The following is a 21,268-nucleotide window of genomic DNA, read 5'->3' on the forward strand; positions in this document are numbered from 1 at the left end:
TTTTGTGACCGCGTCTCTCCAAGACGGGCTCGATGAACCGAGCTCCTATGATTCCCGCTTTCGCCGGAACGACGCGCAAAAAGCTGCGCGCGAGCGTCAGTCGAAATGCAACCCGCACTCGCGCTTCAGACCGAAGAAGCGCGTGTCTTCCTCGCGCATGCCATCGCCCAGCGCGCGCGTGGTGTGCACGTCGCCGATCGAGACGTAACCGTGCTCCCACAGCGGGTGGTAGGGCAGGTCGTGCTGCTGCATGTATTGCCAGATGTCGCGGTCGCTCCAGTCGACGAGCGGGTGCAGTTTCCAGCGTCCTTCGCGCACTTCGAGCACGTTGGAATGGCGCCGCGTGGTCGACTGCGCGCGGCGCAGGCCGGCGATCCAGGTGCCGGCGCCGAGTTCGGCGAGCGCGCGGCGCATCGGCTCGACTTTGCGCAGCGCGTTGTACTCGGTGATGCCGTTGACGCCGTTCTCCCAGAGCTTGCCGTGGCGCGCCTCCATCCAGGCGACGCCGATCTGCGGACGGTAGACTTTGAGGTTGAGCGCGAGCTTCTCGGTGAGCTGGTCGGCGAAGCGATAGGTTTCGGGGAACAGATAACCGGTGTCGATCAGCACGACCGGGATGTCGGCGCGTTCGCGCGTGGCCAGGTGCAGAAGCACGGCCGACTGGGCGCCGAAGCTCGACGAGAGTACGTGTTCGCCGAGCAGGTTCTCCAGAGCCCAGGCCACGCGCTGATGCGCGTTGCAGTGTTCGAGCCATGCATTGAGTTCGGCGAGCTCGGTCGGATCCTTGGCGGCGGTTTCGATGTCGGGAAGTTTCATGGCGCGCGCTCCGGCGCTGTTGTTTTTGATATTGGGGCGAGTGGTGCGGAACCGCGGGCGCGGACAGGAAGCGGCGCCGCGGGTGGACGCTCTTTGAACGGCGCCGTCGTGGGCGGTGGGGGAGACGTTCGTCGAATGCTGCAGCATGGGATCGTCGCTCTTCGGGCTACGCCGCCGCCAGCGGTTCGAGCAGGGTAACGGGAATGGTCTGGTAATGCGCCTCGGCGAGGAGGCCGGTGCGCACGAGAAAGTCGCCGAAGGCCTCGCCGTCCGCGCGCGTGGACGCGTAGCGCGCGAACAAGTCGTCGAGCGTCGCCAGGATCTGCGTTTCGTCGACGTTCTCGCGGTGCAGCCGGTTGAGCCGCTGCCCGCGCGCATCGGCGCCGAGCATGAGGTTGTAGCGGCCCGGCGCCTTGCCGATCAGCGCGATCTCGCCGAGGTAGGGGCGCGAGCAGCCGTTCGGGCAGCCCGAGAGGCGCAGATGGATGCGCGCGTCGCGCAGGCCGTGCCTGTCGAGCAGCGCTTCGACCTTGTCGGTGAAGTCGGGCAGGTAGCGCTCGGCCTCGGCCATCGCGAGCGCGCAGGTCGGCAGCGCGACGCAAGCGAGCGCGTTGAGACGCAGCGGCGTCGCCGTGCGGTAGAGGTCGAGCCTGTGCTCGGTGACGATCGCGTCGATCTCCGCGCGGTCCCCGTTCGGCACGTTCGCGATCAGCAGGTTCTGGTTTGGCGTCAGGCGGAATTCGAGACCCGAATTCTTGCCCTTGTGGATCTGGGCGATTTTGCGCAGCGCGGTCAGGTGTGTGTGCTCGCCGCGATCGGCGACGCGCCCGGCCTCGATGCGCAGGGTCAGATGGGCGCGGCCGCCGGCGCTTTCGCCCCAGCCGAAGCGGTCGCCGTTGTGTTCGAAGAGGAACGGCAGCGCCGGGCGCAGCGGCGCGCCGAAGCGGCGTTCGACTTCGCTCTTGAACCAACCGAGGCCGCGGTCGTCGATCGTGTATTTCAGGCGCGCGTGCTTGCGGTCGCTGCGGTTGCCGAAATCGCGCTGGGTCTTGATGACCGCCTCGGCGATCGCGTTGACCCGATCGGGCGCGACGAATCCGAGCACGTCGCCCAGACGCGGATAGGTGGCTGGTTCGCCGTGTGTCGCGCCGAGGCCGCCGCCCGCGGTGACGTTGTAGCCGAGCAACTGGCCGTTCTCGACGACGGCGATGAAGCCGAGGTCGTTGGCGAACACGTCGACGTCGTTGAACGGCGGCACGGCGAAGGCGACCTTGAACTTGCGCGGCAGGTAGACCTCGCCGTAGATCGGTTCGTATTCCTCGCCGGAGCCCGCGACCTTCTCCTCGTCGAGCCAGATTTCGTAGTAGGCGCGCGTCTTCGGCTTGAGGAACTCCGACAGCTTCGCCGCGTCGTCGTGGATGCGCGCGTGCAGCGCCGATTCGAGCGGGTTGACCCCGGCCATCACGTTGCGGTTGACGTCGCCGCAGGCCGCGACCGTGTCGATCAGCGCGGCGTTGATCGCCTGCATCGTCGCCTTCAGTTCGCGCTTGATCACGCCGTGGAACTGGAACGCCTGGCGCGTGGTCAGGCGCAGCGTGCCGTTGCCGAAGCGCGTGGCGATGGCGTCGAGGCCGAGCCACTGCGCGGGCGTGACCACGCCGCCGGGCAGGCGCGTGCGGATCATGAAGCTGTAGTCGGGTTCGAGCTTGGCCGCGCGGCGCTCCTCGCGCAGGTCGCGGTCGTCCTGCTGGTAGCTGCCGTGGAACTTGATCAGCTGCGTGTCGTCGTCGGCGATCGCGCCGGTGACGTCGTTGGCGAGGCTTTCGAGCAGCGTGCCGCGCAGGCGCCGGCTGCGGCTCTTGATGCCTTCGACGGCGGAAGGAGCGCCCGTGGTCGTGGACATGTCAGTAGACATCGCGCGCATAGCGGCGCTCGGCCGCAAGCCGGTTGAGGAAGTCGCGCGCGTCCTCATCGGACTTGCCGCCGTGCTCGATCACGATGTCGCGCAGCGCCGCATCGACGTCATGCGCCATGCGCGTGGCATCGCCGCAGACGTAGACGTACGCGCCGTTGGCGATCCAGTCGTAGAGTTCCCTGCCGCGGCGACGCAGCGAATGCTGCACATAGACCTTCTCGGGCTGGTCGCGCGAAAACGCGAGGTCGAGCTTGTGCAGCGTGCCGTCCTTGAGCGCCTTCTGCCATTCGACCTGATAAAGAAAATCGGTGCGGAAATGCGGATTGCCGAAGAACAGCCAGTTGCGGCCGGTGCGCCCTGATTCAATCGAACGCGTGGCCGCACGATCCTGGATGAAGCCGCGGAACGGCGCCACGCCGGTGCCGGGGCCGATCATGATCACGTCGCGCGCGGCGTCGGCAGGCAGGCGGAAGCGTTCGTTGTCTTCGATAAAGACCGGCACGTCGGCGTCTTCCGGGAGGGTAGCCAGAAACTGTGACGCCGCGCCGACGTGCCGGATCCCGAACTTTTCGTAATCGAGCACCGCGACGGTGAGGTGGACTTCGTCGCCGACTGCCTTCTGGCTCGATGCGATCGAATACATGCGTGGCGCCAGCGAGCGCAGCGCGGCAACGAATTCCTCGGCGTTCCACGTCGCCGGGAAAGCGCGCAGCACGTCGATGAGCTGATATTCGCCGAGCAGTTCGCGCAGAGCATCCTTGCCGTCGGGCGCAAGGGCGCGGTCGAGCGCTTCGCTTTTCGCGCGCTTGGCGTGCTCGACGAGGAACGGCTTCGACACCGCGGTGATCTCGCGCTTGCGCAGCAGCCATTCGCGTAGCGAATGCGATTCGCCTTGCGCCGCGACGGCGCGTTCGCCGTCGAGCTTCAATTGCGCGAGCACGGCATCGACGAGCGCGGGCGGATTCGTCGACGCGACGCCGAGCGCATCGCCCGGTTGGTAAGTCAGGCCTGAGTTTTCGAGCGACAGTTCGATGTGGCGAATGTCCTTCGTGCCGTTGCGCGCGCTGATGCGCTGGTTCGCGAGCAGCGGCGCCGCGAACGGCTTTTCGCGCGCCCATGTCGGCGCATATACGGTGCCGCGCAGCGGCGTGACGGTGGCCGCGCGATGCGCCGGCGGCGCCTCCGTCTTGAGCAGATCGCGCGCCTGTTCGAGCGCCGTCGATGACCACGGCGCGGCGACGGCGGCGATGTCGAGGTCGGCGTCGCCGCGTTCGAACAGCCGCGACGCGCCGAGTTCGGCGAGGCGCGCGTCGATCTTGGCGCCCACCGCACAGAACTGCGGATAGCTCGAATCGCCGAGGCCCAGCACGGCGAACTTCAGTTGCGGCAGCTTCGGTGCACGCTTGCCAGCGAGGAACTCGACGAAACCGCGCGAATCGTCGGGCGGATCGCCGTCGCCCTGGGTCGAGATCACCACGTAGAGCAGGCGTTCGCCGGCCAGTTCACGCGTGTTGTAGGCGTCGGCGCGGACGAGGCGCACGTGGAGCCCCGCGCCCTCCATTTCGCGCGCGAGCGCCTCGGCCTGGCGCTTGGCGTTGCCGGTCTGACTGCCGTAGAGGACGGTCAGCCGCAGCGGCGAAGCCGCTTCGGCGGCCGGCGCCGCCAACGGCACCGCGGTGTTGCTTGCAACCGATGTGCTCAACGGCACGTGGCGCGAGGATGCGGCCACGCCGGCGACGTAGCCGGACAGCCAGTAGAGCGAATCGGTATCCAGCCCTTCGGTCAAGCGCGCAAGCAGGGCGAGCTTGTCCTCGGAAAAGGGCGACAGAATGCGGTTCGGTTGGGCGGACACGTCGGCGCTCGCGATGACATTTGGACGGCTAGACGTCTGAACATACAGACGATGTGCAAGCGATCGTAGTCCGCGCTTGCGGCCGCCTGAACGTACCTTTTGTTATATGGGTCGTGCGGCATGGTTATTACCTCGCGCCATATGCCGCCAGCGCACTGGACATCGTCCGGCTGTGGGCGAAGCGCGGTGCGCTCCGCAATGCCCCGGCGCCGCATGTCCGCGCGTCATGACCCCATCGCGCCGCGTACTGCGGATTTAGCGCTTCCCTAACGATCGTTGTGGTTCCATTCAGCTATCGCCGCATTGTGCGGCTCTCGAACAGACAATATGCAGCGACTTATCGTGATCGGCGGGGGAGCCGCGGGCTCGGCCGTCGTGGGCGAGTTCCTGCGTCGTGGCCAGCCCGGCGAGTTCGATCTCATCTGGCTCGTGGGCCGGCAGGCGCCGGGCCGTGGCGTCGCTTATTCGACCACGACCGAGCATCACCTGCTCAACGTGCGTGCCGCCAACATGGGCCTGTTCGCCGACGATGTCGGCGCGTTCGTCGCCTACGCGCAGGCGCAGGGCTGGCCGGTCAAGGGCTTCGATTTCGCGCCACGCGCCTGGTACGGCGACTACCTCGAAGCCGTGCTTGCGCGCGAGATATCCGTTGCGCGCGAGCGTAGCGTGGCCGTTCGCGTGCTCTCCGCGGACGCAACGAGCGTGCGCGGCGACGACGCCACGGGCTACGTCGTCGGCACCGCCGACGGCGAGGAGTTCGATGCCGACGGCGTCGTGCTCGCGATCGGCGCGCTGCCGTCGACGCCGCTGGCCGAAGTCACTGCGGCCGCTCGCGCCAGCCACGCCTATACGGCCGATCCCTGGCACTGGCCGCTGCCGCGCAAACCGCCCGAGCGCGTCGTCGTGCTCGGTACCGGTCTGACCGCAGTCGACGCACTGCAGAGCGCCGCGCGGCTGTGGCCGAACGCTCAGCTTACCGCGATCTCGCGCCACGGCCGGCTGCCGCGCAGCCACAATCCTGCGCCGGGCCAGCCCTACGAACACCAGGCGTCGCTGATCGAAGCGCTGCGCGCGCGGCCGCAGGTCGCGCACTGGCTGCGCGAGATCCGCGCGGCGATGGAAGACGAGGACGTGGAATGGCGCTCGGTCGTCGACGGCCTGCGCCCGGAAACGCAGAATCTCTGGCGCCTGCTCGAAGAGCGCGAGCGCGCCCGTTTCCTGCGCCATCTGCGCTGGCTGTGGGAGTCCGCGCGCCACCGCCTGCCGCAGCAGACCACGAACGAACTCGCGCGCCTGCGCACGCAGGGGCGGCTGAAGATTCTCGCCGCGCACGTCCGTTCGATCGACGTGCACGCCAGCGCGGCAGACCAGATCGAGGTGCGCGTGCAACCGCGCGGCGCGGAAAACGTGCGCAGCTTCGCCGCCGACCTCGTCATCCAGGCCACCGGCTTCAACATTTCGGTGAACGCGACGGACCACCCGCTGATCCACCAGATGGTGAGCGAGGGCGTTGCCCATCCCGACGAACTCGACCTCGGTCTCGCCACGGACGCCGAAGGCCGCCTGCTGCGCGCCGACGGCACGCCGCGCCACGGCCTGCGCTGTCTGGGTACGTTGCTGCGCGGATCGGTCTGGGAGTGCAGCGGTCTGCCCGAGATCCGCAGTCTTTCCAAGGCGATCGCCTGCGAACTGCCGTCGGAATTGCGCCGCGTGGCGAAGCCGGCGGCGACGCGCAGGCCCGCGCCGCCGCACGCCGCCGCACTCGTCTCCGCCATCGCGTAGGATTGGCACCGATTCTTGCTTTTCGCGCGGCGGGACCGATAAGCTTCGCGGCAGGCGACGCGCAGACGTTTGTTCGCCGGTGCGGGCGTAGCTCAATGGTAGAGCTGTAGCTTCCCAAGCTACTGACGAGGGTTCGATTCCCTTCGCCCGCTCCAGTACGACACTCCACGGAAATCCATGGGTATCCACCGGCGACAAGCCGGAACCGATTCGTTCCCCCGAAAGGAGGGGACGTATTCCCGGCAGATTTCGCCAAATTCTTCGGTTATTTCCCCATTGTGGGCGACTTCCAGCGAGTGCCGGTGGACGCAATTGGTGCCGGACAACAAAAACCCGCGTCGTAGCGCGGGTTTCTAACCTACTTGCGACTTTCTCGGAAGTCCTTGCTCGCTATCGTGGTGCCGGTGGAGGGAATCGAACCCACACTCTGTTGCCAGAAACGGATTTTGAGTCCGTCGCGTCTACCAATTCCGCCACACCGGCTTCGATGAGCGGCGCGCAGTATAAGCGATATCGAGAGGGGTGGCCATGCGCTTCGCGTGGTGCGACTCGTTGTGTCGATGCGTTCGCGGCGAGTTCGAGTCGATGCCCTGCACTTGCGGCTCAGGGCATCGCATCCAGCGTCAATACGCGGCGGTCGCGGTTGTACCAGCCGTCGGTCAATGGCCGGAATACCGAGCACTGCGTCATCGGGCCGCGGTAGATGTGCAGGGTGACGGCGAGCGAGTCGTCGCTCGGATTGCGGATCGTGTGGTATTCGTGCGGCGGGATCAGGCTGCCCGCGGAGCCGGGGCCCACGCTCATCGTGCCGCGCGATTCGAAGCGGTAGCGTTCGCCGTCGCGTTCGACGAGTTCGTAGGGCGTGATTTCGAGCGAGCCGTGCCAGACGCCCTCGACGCACCACATGCCGGCGTGGTCGTGCACGGGCGTACCCTGGCCAGGCCCCCAGGTCATCGCGATGACGCTGTAGCCGAGCTGCTCGCTGCGGTACAGCTCGCGGCGCGCGTAGTGGTCCGCGGCCTGCGAGAACACGCATTGCGGCAGCTTGACGGAAGGGTCGCGGATCAATTCGCACAGCGTGGTGCGCAGGGCGTCGGCGATCTCGGTCTCGCGATCGTGGCCGACGGCGTGATCGAGGCGTTCGACGAGATGGGCGGAGCCGGGGAAGTCGAGTGCCAACACAAAATAACACCGGGCTATATCGATATGGCCATTCTACAGCTTCGCGAGGAATCCGGCGATGGCCGTGCCGAAACGCGGGATGTCGACGAGGAAGGCGTCGTGGCCTTGCGGCGAGTCGAGCGCGACGAAGTCGACCACGGCGCCGGCAGTGCGCAGGCCGGTCGCGATTTCTTCCTGCTGCGAGAGCGGGAAAAGAATGTCGGTCGACACGCCGATCACGAGTGCGCGTTCGACGTCGATCTTTTTCAGCGCGGCGGCGACGTTGCCGTGGCCGCGGGCGTCCGGCGCGTGCTCGCCGACGTCGAACCAGTCGCTTGCGCGCGACAGGTAGAGGTAGCAGTTCGGATCGAAGCTGCGCACGAAGCGCTGCGCATGGCCTTCGAGGTAGGACTCGACCTGGAATTCGACGCCGAACGGGTCGTCGTCCCCGCGGTCGTGGTCGAGGCGGATGCGCGCGAAGCGGCCGACCCATTCCATCGCCGAGCGGTAGGTGATCACGCCGAGCTTGCGCGCGATCGACATGCCGGTCTCGGGATAATGTTCGTCGTCGTAGTTGCCGAGGTTGAAGTTCGGGTCGAGGCGGATCGCCTCGCGCTGCAGCGAGCGGATCGCGATCGCGAACGGCTGCGCCTGCGGCGCGGTCGAGATGCTGATGTGCGCGCGCGCGCTGCCGCGATGCTCGACGAGATAGCCCAGCGCGCTCATGCCGCCCATCGAGTTGCCGATCAGGCAGGCGAGCTTGTCGATGCCGAGCCCGCGCACGAGTTCATATGCGGCGTTACCCACGTCTTCGAGCGTCAGCTCGGGGAAATCGAGTTTGTATACTTTGTCCGTTTGTGGATTTATGGACGCGGGGCCGGTCGAGCCCTTGCAACTGCCGAGCGAGTTGACGCAGATGACGAACCAGCGATCCGTGTCGATGGGCTTGCCGGGGCCGATCATGTCCTCCCACCAGCCCGGCGTCGGATCGGCTGCGTTCGACGCCGCATGCGCACCGGGCGAGAGGCCGGTCAGGATCAGGATCGCATTGCCGCGCACCGCGTCGAGCGCACCCCAGGTTTCGTAGGCGAGTTGCGCGCCGACGAGCGCGCCACCGCGGCGCATGGCGAATGGCGAGGGCAGGAAAAAATACTGGCGGGCGTCGGGCATGCGTCGGAGGGAGTGCGGAAAGCGCAGGCGACTTTAGCCGGTCGCGATGGCATTTGCACATGCCTGCCCGGCATATCGTATTGACGCCGGTACGACGCGTCGCGTCAGGGAACGACCTGGTCGATGGTCAGTTCGATCGGCTCGCCGCGCGTGTTCGGCAGCGGTGCGGACAGCGCCTGCAGGTCGCCGCTCTGCGCGATCGCCTGCCCGGATTTCGAGATGCGCGCGCCGACGATGATTTGTGGAAAAGTGGAGATTTTCATGTTCGGCAGCATGCTCATCGCGTCGGTCAGGGTGACGCTGGCGGGCAGTTGTGCGGCGGTGAGCTTCGCGATCGCGAGCGGCATCGGCGGACCGCTCGCGGCCTTGGCGAAGACGAACAGGGTGTCGCCCGGCGCGACCTTGTTCTTGAGTGCGGGATCGAGCGTCACCTCGACGGCGATGTGCGGGCCTTCGGTCGCGTCGCCGGCAGTGGGCGCGGCGGCTGTTGCGGGCGCATCCGACGCGGCTTCGGCGGGCGGCGTCTTGCCGTCGCGCAGCGCCTGCAACTGCGCGATCTGTTTCCGCACGGACGCGGCCACATCGGAGCCGGGCGGCAACAGCGGCAGCAGCGCGTCCCATTTCTTCATCGCGTCGTCGTACTTGCCGGCTTGCGAGTCGGCGACGCCGGCGAGCCAGAGGCCTTTCTGGTTCTTCGGATCGGCCGCGATCGCGCGTTCGATCAGCGCGAGCGGTTCGCCCTGGATGCGGTGATCGGAGCCGGCGAAGATCAGCGCTTCCGCGTATTCGACCATCAGGTCGGCATCGTCGGGCGCGAGATCGTGCGCATGCTTGAGCGCGTCGCGCGCCTCCTCGAGGCGCTGTGTGGATTTGTACGCGCGGCCGAGCAGCGCCCAGCCTTCGGCATTGTTCGGGTCCCGCTTCATCTTTTCGGCGAGTTGCGCGATTGCCGCTTGCATGTTCGCGCCGTGGCCGTCGCCGGCGTCGTCCGCGCTTGCAACGAGGTTGGCCGGGTCCAGTGCCTGCGGCGCGCCGATGTCGCGGTAGAGCAGGATCGCCGCGGCCGGCAGCAGCAGGGCCACGGCGATCGCGGCGTGGAACGCGGCTTGCGTGCGCCGCGGTTTCGCCGTCGCGGCCGCGGGCGAGGCGGCGACCAGCGCGCTGCGCTTGTCGGCATATTCGGCGTTGGTGAGGATGCCGTCCGCGCGCGCGGCGTCGAGCGCCTTGAGTTTGCGCTGCACTTCGTGCTGCGGATCGGACGCGGCGTGGCCGCGCAGCAGCGGCAGGAGCACGAAGGCGAGCGCCGCGATCAGCATCAGCGCGGCGAGAATCAGGAATGCGGGCGTCACCAGTCGTCGTCTCCGGCGGGGGCGGCTGGAGAGCCGCGCGTCAGCGCTTCGCCCGCAGCGGCGCGCGCGCGCCGCCGCAGGATGCGCAGCACGACGGCGGCGCCGATCGCGACCAGCGCGAACGGCGTGAACCAGAGCAGCCAGGTGCCGGGTTTCAGCGGCGGATCGTAGAGCACGAAGTCGTTGTAGCGCGCGACGAGATACTGTTTGATCTCGGCGTCGCTCTTGCCCGCGCGCATCATGTCGAACACCTGCCTGCGCAGGTCCTTGGCGAGGTCGGCGTCGGAGTCGGCGAGATCCTGGTTCTGGCAGACCAGGCAGCGCAGTTGGCGCGCGAGATTCTGGAAGCGCACTTCCTCGGCGCGGTCCTTGAACGGCAGCGGATCGATGGCGTGGGCGGCCGCGGCGAACAGGCCGATGCAGAGCGCAGCCGCGACGACGAAAAGCATGCGGCGCATCACGGCCTGGCCTGCTGCAGCTTTGCCATCTCGGGCAACAGTTCGCTCTCGATCAGTTCCGGCGTGAACATACCGATGCGCTTGTAGCGGATCGTGCCCTGCGCATCGACGAGAAAGCTTTCCGGTGCCATGTATACGCCGAAGTCGATGCCGGTGCGGCCGTCCACGTCGCTGACGACCGCATCGTAAGGATCGCCGAACTGGGCGAGCCAGCGCTTGGCGTCTTCCGGCTGGTCCTTCCAGGCCATGCCGATCAGCTTGATGCCGAGCGGCTTGACCTTTTCGGTCAGGATCGGATGCTCGTACTGGCAGGTCACGCACCACGAGCCGAATACGTTGACGAGGTAGGGCTTGCCGAGCAGCTCCTTTTTCGACAGTGTCTTTGCGGGATCGTACAGAAGCGGAAGGACGAACTCGGGCGCGGACTTGCCGATCAGCGGCGAGGGCACTTCGTTCGTCTCGTGATGCGTGTTCCACCAGATGCCGAAGCCGAGCAGGCCGACCAGGGCGAAGAAACCGAGCAGGGGCAGCAGGCGGTTCATGGCTGGGAGAGCGGGGAATCGGGAATCGGGAATGGAGAATCGGAAGGAGCAACACGGCTCTCCGGATTTTTCTTCAAACGATTCCCGACTCCCGGTTCCCGATTCCCGGCAATGACGCGAAAGCGGCGGTCGCAAGCGGCGACGAATCCGCCGAGCATCATCAGGAGACCGCCGAGCCAGATCCAGCGCACGAACGGTTTCACGTAGATACGCAAGGCCCAGGCGCCCGTGGCCTGTCCCGAGCCCGTCGAAGGATCGAGCGATTCGCCGAGCGCGACGTAGATGTCGGCGAACATGCCGGGGCGGATATCGGACTTGGTCTGCACCGGCGTATTGCCCGCATACTGGCGCTTCTGCGGATTGAGCGTGGCGATCGGCGCGCCGTTGCGCGACACCTCGATCACGCCTTGCTGCGCGGTGAAATTCGGACCCTGCGCGTTGATCACGCCTTTGAACGTGAAGTCGAGACCGGCGATGTTCTTCGTCTCGCCGGGCGCCATGCGCAGGTCGGACTCCACGCTGGTCGCCTCGGTGACCAGTACGCCGGCAAGGAAGATCGCGATGCCGAAGTGCGCCGCGATCATGCCGAGCATCTCCGGCGTGTAGCGGCGGCCACGCGGCGCTTCGCGCCAGCGCTTGAGCGCGTAGAGCACGATGCCGGCGCCCACCCACAGGCTCGCGGCGACGCCGATGACACCGCGCATTGGCAAGTCGCCGACGAGCAGCCACGCCGCAAGCGCGCAGACCACGGCGAGTGCCAATGCCGGCGCAAGCGCGCGCAGGCTCGCGCGCCAGTCGCCCGCCGCCCAGCGGAAGAACGGCCCGAACGGGATCAGCAGCACGACCGGCAACATCAGCAGCGGGAACATGAAGCCGAAGTAGGGCGGACCGACCGAGATGCGGCCGACGCCGAGCGCATCGCCGATCAGCGGATAGAGCGTGCCGAGCAGCACCATCGCCGCGGCGCAGGCGAACAGCAGGTTGTTGATCAGCAGCAGCGTCTCGCGCGAGAGCATGCGGAACGGCTGGCCGCCGGCGACTTTCGGCGCGCGGATCGCGTAGATCGTCAGCGAACCGCCGCCGACGATCGTCAGGAATGCGAGGATGAACAGGCCACGCTTCGGATCGCTCGCGAACGAATGCACGCTCGTGATCACGCCCGAACGCACGAGGAAGGTGCCGAGCAGCGACAACGAGAAGGCGAAGATCGACAGCAGCAGCGTCCAAGCGCGGAACGAACCGCGCTTTTCCGTCACGGCCTGCGAATGGATCAATGCGGTGCCGACCAGCCACGGCATGAACGAGGCGTTCTCGACCGGATCCCAGGCCCACCAGCCGCCCCAGCCGAGCACGTAGTACGCCCACCAGCTACCGAGCGTGATGCCGAGCGTGAGGAAGGCCCAGGCGACGTTGGTCCACGGCCGCGCCCAACGCACCCACGCGGTGTCGAGTTCGCCGCCGAGCAGCGCGGCGATGGCGAACGCGAACGCGACCGAGAAACCGACGTAGCCCATGTACAGCATCGGCGGATGCATGATCAGCCCCGGATCCTGCAGGATCGGATTCAGGTCGGCGCCGTCGGGCAGGCCCGGCAGGTGCCGCGCGAACGGGTTCGAGGTGAAGATCATGAACGCGAGGAATCCGACCGAGATGAAGCCGAGCACGCCGAGCACGCGTGCGATCACCACGTCGGGCAGGCGCCGGCTGAGCGCGGCGACGGCCAATGTCCACACGTTGAGGATCAGCACCCACAAGAGCAAAGAGCCTTCGTGCGCGCCCCACACGGCCGAGAAGCGGTAGTACCAGGGCAGCGCGAGGTTGGAATTCTGCGCGACGTACTTGACCGAGAAATCCTGGGTCAGGAATGCGCAGGTCAAGACGCCGAACGCGAGCACGACGAACACGAACTGGCCAGCGGCGATCGGCCGCGCGGTCGCAATCAGCGCCGCGTTGCCGCGCCACGCGCCGAGCAGCGGCAGCACGCACTGCGCGAGCGCGAGCAGCAGCGCGAGGATCAGCGCGAATTGGCCGAGTTCGGGGAGCATGGTCGAGTCGAGGGCGGGATTTTGCGGGCCGCTAGATTACGCGAGACCCAGCGCGGATGCGAGAAAGCAAACGGCCTTCTCCACGTCGTGGAGAAGGCCGTTGTGCGGGAACGCAGATGCAGCGGGATCAAGCTTTCTTCGCGTGCGCCGAGCACCAGCCCTTGGCGTTCACGGCCTTGCCGGGAAACAGCTGGCACGGGCCCCAAGCGGCGCTGCCGCCCTGGAAGAAATTGCAGTTCGCGCAATCGTTGCCGGCGGCGTAGGTCGGGAACTTGGCCCTGTCGGCTTTGGTCGCGTCCTCGACGTAGCCGAGCGTCTGCGCGGTCGCGTCGGTCGGCGAGAGATGCGGCAGGTCGTCTGCGCGCGCGCGGCGCGGCAAGGCGCCGACGAGAGCGGCAGCGCCGATCGCGGTGCCGGCGCCGGCGAGGAAGCGACGGCGGCTCGGGTCGGCCCCGGAAATATTCGATGCATCGGTCTTCTTCATGATGTCACCTTTGCTGGCAGTGGAAATGCTGGCGATGGGAGTGGCTCGTTCAACGCGGGTCCGCCGGAGGCAATGATGCCAACCGCAGGGCGGTTGTCTGAACCGAACCGCTGTCGAGTGTACGCGCAATGCCGTGCATGATGGAATCGTTGTTGCTGTTGTGTGACAGATTGTCGCGGTATGTCCCGGCGCGAGACCCCACAGGCAAGTGATCCATGGCGGATCCTTGGTTCGGTCGCTTGGCGGTTGAATTCCGGAAACAAAAAAACCGGGCATGAGCCCGGTTTTTTTGCATCGTGGATTGCTGCGTTCAGTGTGCCGGCGCTGCAGCGGCGGCATCGCCCTTGAGGCAGCTGCTCATGAATGTCTTGCGCGCGTCGCCCTTGAGTTCCTTGGCCTTGGGATCGGCGTTGCAGGCCTTCATCTTCTCCTGCTGCGTCAGCGGCTTGGCCGGCGCGGCGGCGGCGGCCGGGGCAGCGGCCGCCGAATCGCCCTTGAGGCACGAACTCATGAACGCCTTGCGTTCGTCGCCCTTGAGCGTCTTCGCCTTCGGGTCGGCATTGCAGGATTTCATGCGTTCCTGCTGCGGCGTCAGTTGCTTCTCCGCGGCGAACACGGAACCGGAAGCGAGGACGGCGGCGAAAGCGAAAGCGGCGAACATGGCTGTTGCGGTTTTCATGGCTGACTCCTGTGGCGTGGCCGGCCTCATGCCGGATCGGCCGCTAGTCTACGCCGGTTGCCGCGCGGGGAAACAGGGGAGGTTGCGCAACGTTTTGTAGGAATTCATCGCGACCGCCTGCCGCCCGTTCCCGGTTTCGCGGCAACGACGGGTGGGAGCACAAGCCGAGTGCGCCCGCCGGATCGAATCCCCTACGCCGCCGCGTCCACGCTCTGCCGCGGCCCGTGCAGCAACGCCTGGCGCACGCCGGCGACGACGAGGTCGACCTCGACGCTCGACACCGCGAAATGCGGCGTGAAGCGCAGCGAGTTGGTGCCGCCGTGGATCACGCCGACGCCGTGCTCGCGCAGCCACTCCTCGGTGCTGTCCGCGCCGTAGCACTTGAACTGCGCGGCGAGCTCGCACGAGAACAGCAGACCGGTGCCCTGCACCCGAGTGATCAGGCCGGGCAGTTCCTTCTGCAGCTTCTGCAGCTTGTCGATGAACTCGGCGCCGCGCGCGCGCACGTTGGCGCGCAGCTCCGGCGTGATCGAGGCGAGCACGACGCAAGCGACGTCGAGCGCGCGCGGATTGGCGGTCATCGTGTTGCCGTAGATGCCGGTCCGGTACAGCGCGGCCGCGCGCGCGCTGACGGCGAGCACCGAGAGCGGGTACTGGCCGGCGCCGAGCGCCTTCGAGTAGGTTTCCATGTCCGGCGCGTCGAGCTTCTCGAAGCCCGAATAGTCGACCACCGAGAGCACGCCGTGTGCGCGCAGGCCGGCCTGGATCGAGTCGACCACGAACAGCGTGCCGTGCGCGCGCGTCAGTTCGCGCGCGGCGGCGTAGAACTCCGGCGTCACCGCGCGACCCGGATCGCCTTCGCCCATCACCGGTTCGAGCAGCATCGCCTCGATGAACCAGCCGTTCTTCTCGGCGTCGGCGAACGCGGCGCGCAACTGGTCGACGTTGTACGGCTCGACCGTAACGAGACTTTTTTCGTCGCGGAAGCTGGCGAGGTTCTGCGCATAGGCTTTGCGCGAGGAATCCGAATACACGGCCGGGCGGTCGGTGCGGCCGTGGAAGGCACCTTTGACTGCGAGGCGCTTGATCGTCTTGCCGGCATGTTTGCCATTCGGATCGGTCGCGAGCTTGGCGTTGACGTCGGCGATGCGCAGGGCGAGGCCGACCGCTTCGGAGCCGGAATTGAGGCAGAGGAAGTTCGCGTACGGCGAACCTGCGCGCGTATGCCCGATCTCGCGCTTGATCGCATCGGCGAAACGCAACTGCGCCAGGTTCGGGGTCATGATGTTGGCCATCGCCTGCGGCTTGGCCAGCGCGTCGAGCACCGCCTGCGGCGTGTGGCCGAGACCGAGCATGCCGTAGCCGCCGACGTCGTAGATCACCGCGCCCTTGAGCGTGACGATCCACGGCCCGCGCGCGGCGAGCGCGACGTAGGGATTGATCGCGTCGGTCGGGTAGAAGTTGACGTAGTCGGCCTGCACGCGCGCGAGCTGCCCGGTTTCGTCGAGCTCAAGCAGGTCGGGCATTTCGTTCTTCAACTGGGTGAACAGCACGTGCGCCGCGTCGATCGCGACGGCGAGGTCGCGGTCTTCGCGCGCGAAGCGTTCGACCGTCGCGTCGTCCAGGCCGCGCGTGCGGATCGCGCCGCCGAAGCCGCGCAGTTCGTTGAGTTGGGCGATGGACGACATGGTGTTCTCCCTCGGCGATGCGGAAACGCGAACGGCGCCAACGTGCGGCGCCAAATGATCAACAGGCAAACAATTGCCGATTGTGGCGCGCATGATAGAACCCGGATTTGGTATGGCCGAGTGCCAGTTTCAAGTGGGTTTGATGGGGCCAATTCGGCGTTGCCGGACATGACGCTCGTCATCCCGGATGGCTGATATCCCTGACTGTCCGCCGCCGCGCCGCGCGGCCGAAAATGCGTCCATCGCAGCAGGAGCCAGGCATGAATTCCACACTCCATCCCGTCGCCCGACTTGCCGACGTCGTCAAACGCTACGGGCAGACGCAGGCGCTGGCCGGCGTCGACCTCGAAGTGCATCGCGGCGAAGTGCTCGCGCTGCTCGGGCCGAACGGCGCCGGCAAGACCACGGCAATTTCACTGCTGGTCGGCCCGCAGCAGGCGGACGGCGGCAGCGCGTCGCTGTTCGGCATGGCGCCGAACGCGCTGGCCGCGCGCCGCCGCATCGGCGCGATGCTGCAGGCGACCTCGCTGCCGGAAACGCTGACCGTCGGCGAACTGATCGACCTGTTCCGCAACTACTACGCGCGGCCGCGCACGGTCGCCGACGTCGTCGCCCTGGCCGGCGTCGGCGACCTGCTCGACCGCCGCTACGCGAAGCTCTCCGGCGGCCAGCAGCGTCGCGCCCAGTTCGCGCTCGCGATCTGCGGGCGCGCCGAACTGCTGTTCCTCGACGAACCGACCACCGGCCTCGACATCGACGCGCGCGAGACGATGTGGCGCGCGGTCCGCCAGCTCGTCGCCGACGGCTGCGCGGTGGTGCTGACCACGCACTATCTCGAAGAAGCCGAGGCGCTGGCCGATCGCGTCGTCGTGCTCGCGGAGGGCCGCATCGTCGCGGCCGGCAGCGTGGCCGAGATCCGCGCGCGCGTCGCGCAGAAGCGCATCCGCTGCGTGTCGGCGCTGAGCCGCGAGGCGATCGCGGGATGGCCGCAGGTGCGCAGCGTCGAGCGCGACGGCGAGCGCATCGAAATCGTGACCGATGCTGCCGAAGCAGTCGTGCGCCAGCTGCTGCTCGAGGATGCCGGATTGAGCGAGCTGGAAGTGCGCCGCGCGGGGCTTGCCGAGGCGTTCGTCGAGATCACGAAAGAGGCGGCATAGAGAATGCGCATTTCCCGATCATCAGGCGTCATTCCCGCTTTCGCGGGAATGACGAGCAAGAAGGAGTCCACGCCCATGAATACCGTTGTGATGGAAAACGCAGCCATGCTACATCAGGTCAATTCGCTGCGCGCTTACGTTCTCGAAGCGAAATACGAATTCCTGCGCGTGCTGCGCACGCCGGCGTTCGCGATTCCCTCGCTGCTGTTTCCGCCGCTGTTCTATCTGCTGTTCGGCGTGCTGCTCAACCGCGGCAACGGCGCCGCGGCGCATTACCTGTTCGCCACCTACAGCGTGTTCGGCGTGATGGCGCCCGGGCTGTTCGGCTTCGGCGTGTCGGTCGCGATCGAGCGCGAGCGCGGCTGGCTGGCGCTGAAGCGCGTCGCGCCGATGCCGCCGGGCGCGTATCTCGCGGCGAAGATGCTCATGGCGATGGCGTTCGCGCTGATCATCTACGCGATGCTGGCGGCGATGGCGGCCGCGCTCGGCGGCGTGCGCCTCGATCCCGCGCAATGGCTGCTGCTCGGCGCGATCGCGGCATTCGGCGTGCTGCCGTTCTGCGCGCTGGGCCTGCTGGTCGGCTGCCGCGCCAACGCGTCCGCGTCGCCGGCGATCGTCAACTTCATCTACCTGCCGATGGCGTTCCTGTCCGGGCTGTGGATGCCGCTGACCATGCTGCCGCAGTTCATCCGCGATATCGCCGTGCTGTGGCCGCCGTATCATCTCGCCCAGCTTGCGCTTGCGGCGATCGGGCGTGAGCATGCGGGCTCGGCGGCGATGCATGTTGCGTTTCTCGTCGTCTTCACCGCCGTCTGTTTTGCGATTGCGCGGCGCTGGCTCGCGCGAGCGGGTTGAAGCAGTTCCGGAAAGGACGGATTCATGTTCGCGACGATTCTCAAGAAAATCTTCACCCCGAGCGAAAACGCGCTGCTGCACACCTGGACGAGCCGCAACGCCAACCCGAAATCGCCCGCGCACTGGATGCCTGCGGCGATGCTGGCGTGGACGTTCTGGCTGTTCTTCGTGCCGCTGTTCGAGACCGGCGACGTGTTCCACCACTGGATGGGGCCGACGCTGGTCAGCTTCGCCGTGTTCCTCTGGCTCTATTTCCGCATCTACTACCGCGATCGCGCGCAGGTGCTTTGGTGTTCCCTCGGCATGGCGGCGCTCGGTCTGGCGCTGACCCCGTTCAATCCCGGCGCGCAGACCTACGTCATTTACTCCTGCGCATATCTGCCTTCCTCGGGCGGCACGCGGCGACCGCTCGTCTACATTTTCCTCGTGCTGCTGGCGTTCAGTGCCGAATGGCTGTTCGTCCTGCAATTCGACTGGCCGTACCTGATCAACGGCATCGTCATCGGCGCCGCGATCGGCTTCATGAACTTGAACTTCGTGCGCAAGCAGCAGCGCGAAGCCGAACTGCGTCTGACCCAGGAAGAAGTCCGTCGCCTCGCCGCCACGGCCGAGCGCGAGCGCATCGGCCGCGACCTGCACGATCTGCTCGGGCATACTTTGTCGCTGATCGCGCTCAAGTCGGAACTGGCGAACAGGCTGTTCGACCGCGATGCGGCGACGGCCAAGCGCGAGATGGCCGAGGTCGAGCGCGTCGCGCGCGACGCGCTCGCGCAGGTGCGGCGCGCGGTGACCGGCATCCGCGCGGCCGGCATCGACGCGGAAGTCGCCTCCGCCAAGCTGCTGCTCGAAGCGGACGGGGTGCATCTGGACTACGCGCTCGCCGACGTCGGCGTGCCGGTCGAGATCGAAACCGCGCTGGCGATGGCGGTGCGCGAGGCGGTGACGAACATCCAGCGCCACGCGCGCGCGGCGCACGTGCACATCGTGCTCGAGGCCGCGCACGGCGGCGTGACCTTGCGCATCGAGGACGACGGCCGCGGCGGCGCGATCGTGCCTGGCAACGGCCTTGCCGGCATGCGCGAACGCCTCGTCGCGATCGGCGCCGAACTGCGCATCGACTCGCCGCGCGGGCAGGGCACGAGATTGACGGTGACGTTGCCGCTGCCCGCACAATCGCTGCCCTTCTCCCGCCCGGAGAGGGACAGCGATGCTCGCCCCTCGCCCCTCGGCCCTCAACTCTGAAAAGCGATGATCCGCATCCTTCTCGCCGAAGACCAAGCGATGGTTCGCGGTGCGCTTTCCGCACTGCTCCGGCTCGAGTCCGATCTCGACGTGCTCGGCAGCGCGGCCGATGGCGAGGAAGCGTGGCAACTCGTGCAGCGCGACGTGCCCGACGTCGTCGTCACCGACATCGAGATGCCGCGTCTCACCGGCCTCGAACTCGCCCAGCGCATCCGCGGGCGCGGGCTCGAGTGCAAGGTCGTCATCGTCACCACGTTCGCGCGGCCAGGATTCCTGCGCCGCGCGCTCGACGCGGGCGTCAGCGGCTACCTGCTCAAGGATGCGCCGGCCGACCAGCTTGCGGACGCATTGCGCAAGGTGCACCGCGGCGGCCGCGCGATCGATCCGCAGCTCGCGCTCGAAGCGTGGAGCGAGGCCGACCCGCTCAACGACCGCGAGCGCCAGGTTTTGCGTTTGGCCGGCGAGGGCGCTTCGGCCGGCGACATCGCCGAGCAACTGCATCTGTCGCAGGGCACCGTGCGCAATTATTTGTCGGAAGCGATCGGCAAGCTCGGCGTCGGCAACCGCATCGAAGCGTATCGGCTTGCGCGGCAGAAGGGTTGGCTGTAGCGGCGAAGCAGCCGTGTCGAAAGCTCGAACGGACAGCGGCAATTCATCTGCATTTCCCGACAATCCTGCTCGCGCGATTGCGCGCCCATCTCATCGAGACGTTTCCATGTCCGCCAACAAAACCACGGGCCTGATCCTGATCGGCCTGGGCGTGTTTTTCCTGCTCGCCAATTTCAACCTGATTCCCGACGTCGGCCATCTGATCGCGAAGTGGTGGCCGCTGATCCTGATCGCGATCGGCGTGCAGCGTTGGCAGTCGGGAGCGAAGTAGTTTTCGCGAGATGCGGTTCACCTGGGGAATCGGAGCGCTTTTCCCTCATCCGCCCTTCGGGCACCTTCTCCCGGTAGGAGAAGGGAAGCTATGCTTTCCCCGAATCTACGAATCCGAATCCCGGCGCTTGAAGAAATCCGATTTCCACTACGACCTGCCGCGCGAACTCATCGCGCAGACGCCGCTGGCGCAGCGCTCGGCGGGCCGCCTGCTCGTGGTCGATGCGGCGGCGCGCGGTTTCGAGGATCGTCGCTTCACCGATCTGGTCGACTACGTGCGCGCGGGCGACCTGCTCGTGTTCAACGACACGCGCGTGCTGCACGCGCGCCTGTACGGGCGCAAGGAAACCGGCGGCGCGGTCGAGATCCTGATCGAGCGCATCACCGGCGCGCACGAGGCGCTGGCCCAGCTCGGCGTGTCGAAGAAGCCGAAGGACGGCTCGCGCATCGTGCTCGGCGACGCCAGCACGGTGCTCGTGCTCGGCCGCGAGGGCGAGTTCCACTCGTTGCGTTTCGAATCGCCCGAGCCGCTGGAAAAGCTGCTGCCTAAGCTCGGCCGCATGCCGCTGCCGCCGTACATCGAGCGCGAAGACAAGGCTTCGGCCATCGCCGCCGACGACGAAGTGCGCTATCAGACCGTGTTCGCGCACAGGCCCGGCGCGGTGGCCGCGCCGACGGCGGGCCTGCACTTCGACGCGCCGCTGCTCGATGCGCTGCGCGAGAAGGGCGTCGACTTCGGCTATGTGACGCTGCACGTCGGCGCGGGCACGTTCCAGCCGGTGCGCCGCGACCGGCTCGAGGACCACGTCATGCACCGCGAGTGGCTGAATGTTGGAGCTGAGCTTGTAGAAAAGATGCGTCGGACCCGCGCAGGAGGTGGGCGCGTGATCGCGGTCGGCACCACGGTCGTGCGCGCGCTCGAATCGGCCAAGCGCGACGGCGTGGTCGAGCCGTTCGCGGGCGAGACGCAGATCTTCATCTTCCCCGGCTACCGCATCACCAGCGTCGACGCGCTGATCACCAACTTCCACCTGCCCGAGTCGACGTTGCTGATGTTGGTTTCGGCCTACGCCGGCCGCGAGCGGATGCTCGACGCCTATCGCCATGCGGTCGAACGGCGCTACCGTTTCTTCTCGTACGGCGACGCGATGCTGATTTTTCCGCCGATAGGGGGCTAGCGCCGGCATCTTGCCG

19 protein-coding genes and 2 tRNA genes are annotated in these 21,268 nt (G+C 67.1%); 8 read left to right on the forward strand and 13 right to left on the reverse strand.

What is annotated here, in order from left to right; all coding sequences use genetic code 11:
• Positions 1-96 precede the first annotated feature (96 nt).
• The 3 genes from QM741_RS11630 to QM741_RS11640 form a co-directional block, all read right to left on the reverse strand.
• Positions 97-816: a phosphoadenylyl-sulfate reductase gene (locus tag QM741_RS11630; protein WP_415207851.1), complete on the reverse strand. Its 720-nt coding sequence runs from the start codon at positions 814-816 to the stop codon at positions 97-99.
• A gap of 166 nt (positions 817-982) precedes the next feature.
• Complete coding sequence (gene cysI, locus QM741_RS11635) at positions 983-2,719, reverse strand: assimilatory sulfite reductase (NADPH) hemoprotein subunit (RefSeq protein WP_415207852.1); 1,737 nt, start codon at positions 2,717-2,719, stop codon at positions 983-985.
• Between the two features lies 1 nt (position 2,720).
• The gene (locus QM741_RS11640) at positions 2,721-4,583 is read right to left on the reverse strand and encodes an assimilatory sulfite reductase (NADPH) flavoprotein subunit (protein ID WP_415207853.1); all 1,863 of its coding nucleotides are present in this window, start codon (positions 4,581-4,583) and stop codon (positions 2,721-2,723) included.
• Between the two features lie 327 nt (positions 4,584-4,910).
• Between QM741_RS11640 and QM741_RS11645 the strand changes: the two genes are divergently transcribed.
• Positions 4,911-6,365, forward strand: coding sequence for an FAD/NAD(P)-binding protein (locus tag QM741_RS11645; protein WP_415207854.1), 1,455 nt, complete (start codon positions 4,911-4,913; stop codon positions 6,363-6,365).
• 81 nt (positions 6,366-6,446) lie between these two features.
• A tRNA-Gly gene (locus QM741_RS11650) sits at positions 6,447-6,520 on the forward strand.
• A gap of 241 nt (positions 6,521-6,761) precedes the next feature.
• On the opposite strand, the gene QM741_RS11655 is transcribed toward QM741_RS11650, so the two are convergent.
• From QM741_RS11655 to QM741_RS11700, 10 genes are all read right to left on the reverse strand, one after another.
• Positions 6,762-6,848 (reverse strand) — tRNA-Leu (locus QM741_RS11655).
• Between the two features lie 120 nt (positions 6,849-6,968).
• Positions 6,969-7,547, reverse strand: coding sequence for a cysteine dioxygenase (locus tag QM741_RS11660; protein WP_415207855.1), 579 nt, complete (start codon positions 7,545-7,547; stop codon positions 6,969-6,971).
• A gap of 33 nt (positions 7,548-7,580) precedes the next feature.
• Positions 7,581-8,696, reverse strand: coding sequence for a homoserine O-acetyltransferase MetX (metX, locus tag QM741_RS11665; RefSeq protein WP_415207856.1), 1,116 nt, complete (start codon positions 8,694-8,696; stop codon positions 7,581-7,583).
• Between the two features lie 104 nt (positions 8,697-8,800).
• Positions 8,801-10,045 carry a c-type cytochrome biogenesis protein CcmI gene (ccmI, locus tag QM741_RS11670; RefSeq protein ID WP_415207857.1) on the reverse strand — a complete coding sequence of 415 codons (1,245 nt, stop codon included), beginning with the start codon at positions 10,043-10,045 and terminating at the stop codon, positions 8,801-8,803.
• Positions 10,042-10,503, reverse strand: coding sequence for a cytochrome c-type biogenesis protein (locus QM741_RS11675; protein WP_415207858.1), 462 nt, complete (start codon positions 10,501-10,503; stop codon positions 10,042-10,044). Before QM741_RS11675 ends, ccmI begins: the two co-directional genes overlap by 4 nt.
• Positions 10,503-11,045, reverse strand: coding sequence for a DsbE family thiol:disulfide interchange protein (locus tag QM741_RS11680; RefSeq protein WP_415207859.1), 543 nt, complete (start codon positions 11,043-11,045; stop codon positions 10,503-10,505). The genes QM741_RS11675 and QM741_RS11680 overlap by 1 nt, the downstream gene beginning before the upstream one ends.
• Complete coding sequence (locus tag QM741_RS11685) at positions 11,042-13,090, reverse strand: heme lyase CcmF/NrfE family subunit (RefSeq protein ID WP_415207860.1); 2,049 nt, start codon at positions 13,088-13,090, stop codon at positions 11,042-11,044. The genes QM741_RS11680 and QM741_RS11685 overlap by 4 nt, the downstream gene beginning before the upstream one ends.
• Positions 13,091-13,217: 127 nt before the next feature.
• On the reverse strand, positions 13,218-13,574 hold the full coding sequence (locus tag QM741_RS11690; RefSeq protein WP_415207861.1) for a high-potential iron-sulfur protein: 357 nt from the start codon (positions 13,572-13,574) through the stop codon (positions 13,218-13,220).
• A 310-nt stretch (positions 13,575-13,884) separates the two neighbouring features.
• On the reverse strand, positions 13,885-14,235 hold the full coding sequence (locus QM741_RS11695) for a PsiF family protein (protein WP_415209117.1): 351 nt from the start codon (positions 14,233-14,235) through the stop codon (positions 13,885-13,887).
• Positions 14,236-14,444: 209 nt separating this feature from the next.
• Entirely contained in the window at positions 14,445-15,941 is a 1,497-nt protein-coding gene (locus QM741_RS11700; RefSeq protein ID WP_415207862.1) for an aminotransferase class III-fold pyridoxal phosphate-dependent enzyme, read from the reverse strand.
• A gap of 260 nt (positions 15,942-16,201) precedes the next feature.
• On the opposite strand from QM741_RS11700, the gene QM741_RS11705 reads away from it, so the two are divergent.
• The 6 genes from QM741_RS11705 to queA all read left to right on the forward strand — a co-directional run bounded on the left by QM741_RS11705 (position 16,202) and on the right by queA (position 21,252).
• Positions 16,202-17,098, forward strand: coding sequence for an ATP-binding cassette domain-containing protein (locus tag QM741_RS11705; RefSeq protein WP_415207863.1), 897 nt, complete (start codon positions 16,202-16,204; stop codon positions 17,096-17,098).
• Between the two features lie 75 nt (positions 17,099-17,173).
• Complete coding sequence (locus tag QM741_RS11710; RefSeq protein ID WP_415207864.1) at positions 17,174-17,953, forward strand: ABC transporter permease; 780 nt, start codon at positions 17,174-17,176, stop codon at positions 17,951-17,953.
• 24 nt (positions 17,954-17,977) lie between these two features.
• Positions 17,978-19,195, forward strand: a complete 1,218-nt coding sequence (locus tag QM741_RS11715; protein ID WP_415207865.1) for a sensor histidine kinase — start codon at positions 17,978-17,980, stop codon at positions 19,193-19,195.
• Between the two features lie 6 nt (positions 19,196-19,201).
• The gene (locus QM741_RS11720; RefSeq protein ID WP_415207866.1) at positions 19,202-19,804 is read left to right on the forward strand and encodes a response regulator transcription factor; all 603 of its coding nucleotides are present in this window, start codon (positions 19,202-19,204) and stop codon (positions 19,802-19,804) included.
• Between the two features lie 106 nt (positions 19,805-19,910).
• Positions 19,911-20,075 carry a LiaI-LiaF-like domain-containing protein gene (locus QM741_RS11725; RefSeq protein WP_018974141.1) on the forward strand — a complete coding sequence of 55 codons (165 nt, stop codon included), beginning with the start codon at positions 19,911-19,913 and terminating at the stop codon, positions 20,073-20,075.
• A gap of 127 nt (positions 20,076-20,202) precedes the next feature.
• Complete coding sequence (queA, locus tag QM741_RS11730) at positions 20,203-21,252, forward strand: tRNA preQ1(34) S-adenosylmethionine ribosyltransferase-isomerase QueA (RefSeq protein WP_415207867.1); 1,050 nt, start codon at positions 20,203-20,205, stop codon at positions 21,250-21,252.
• Positions 21,253-21,268: the final 16 nt, after the last annotated feature.

Source organism: Rudaea sp. (assembly GCF_047601565.1).
Lineage (GTDB): Bacteria > Pseudomonadota > Gammaproteobacteria > Xanthomonadales > Rhodanobacteraceae > Rudaea.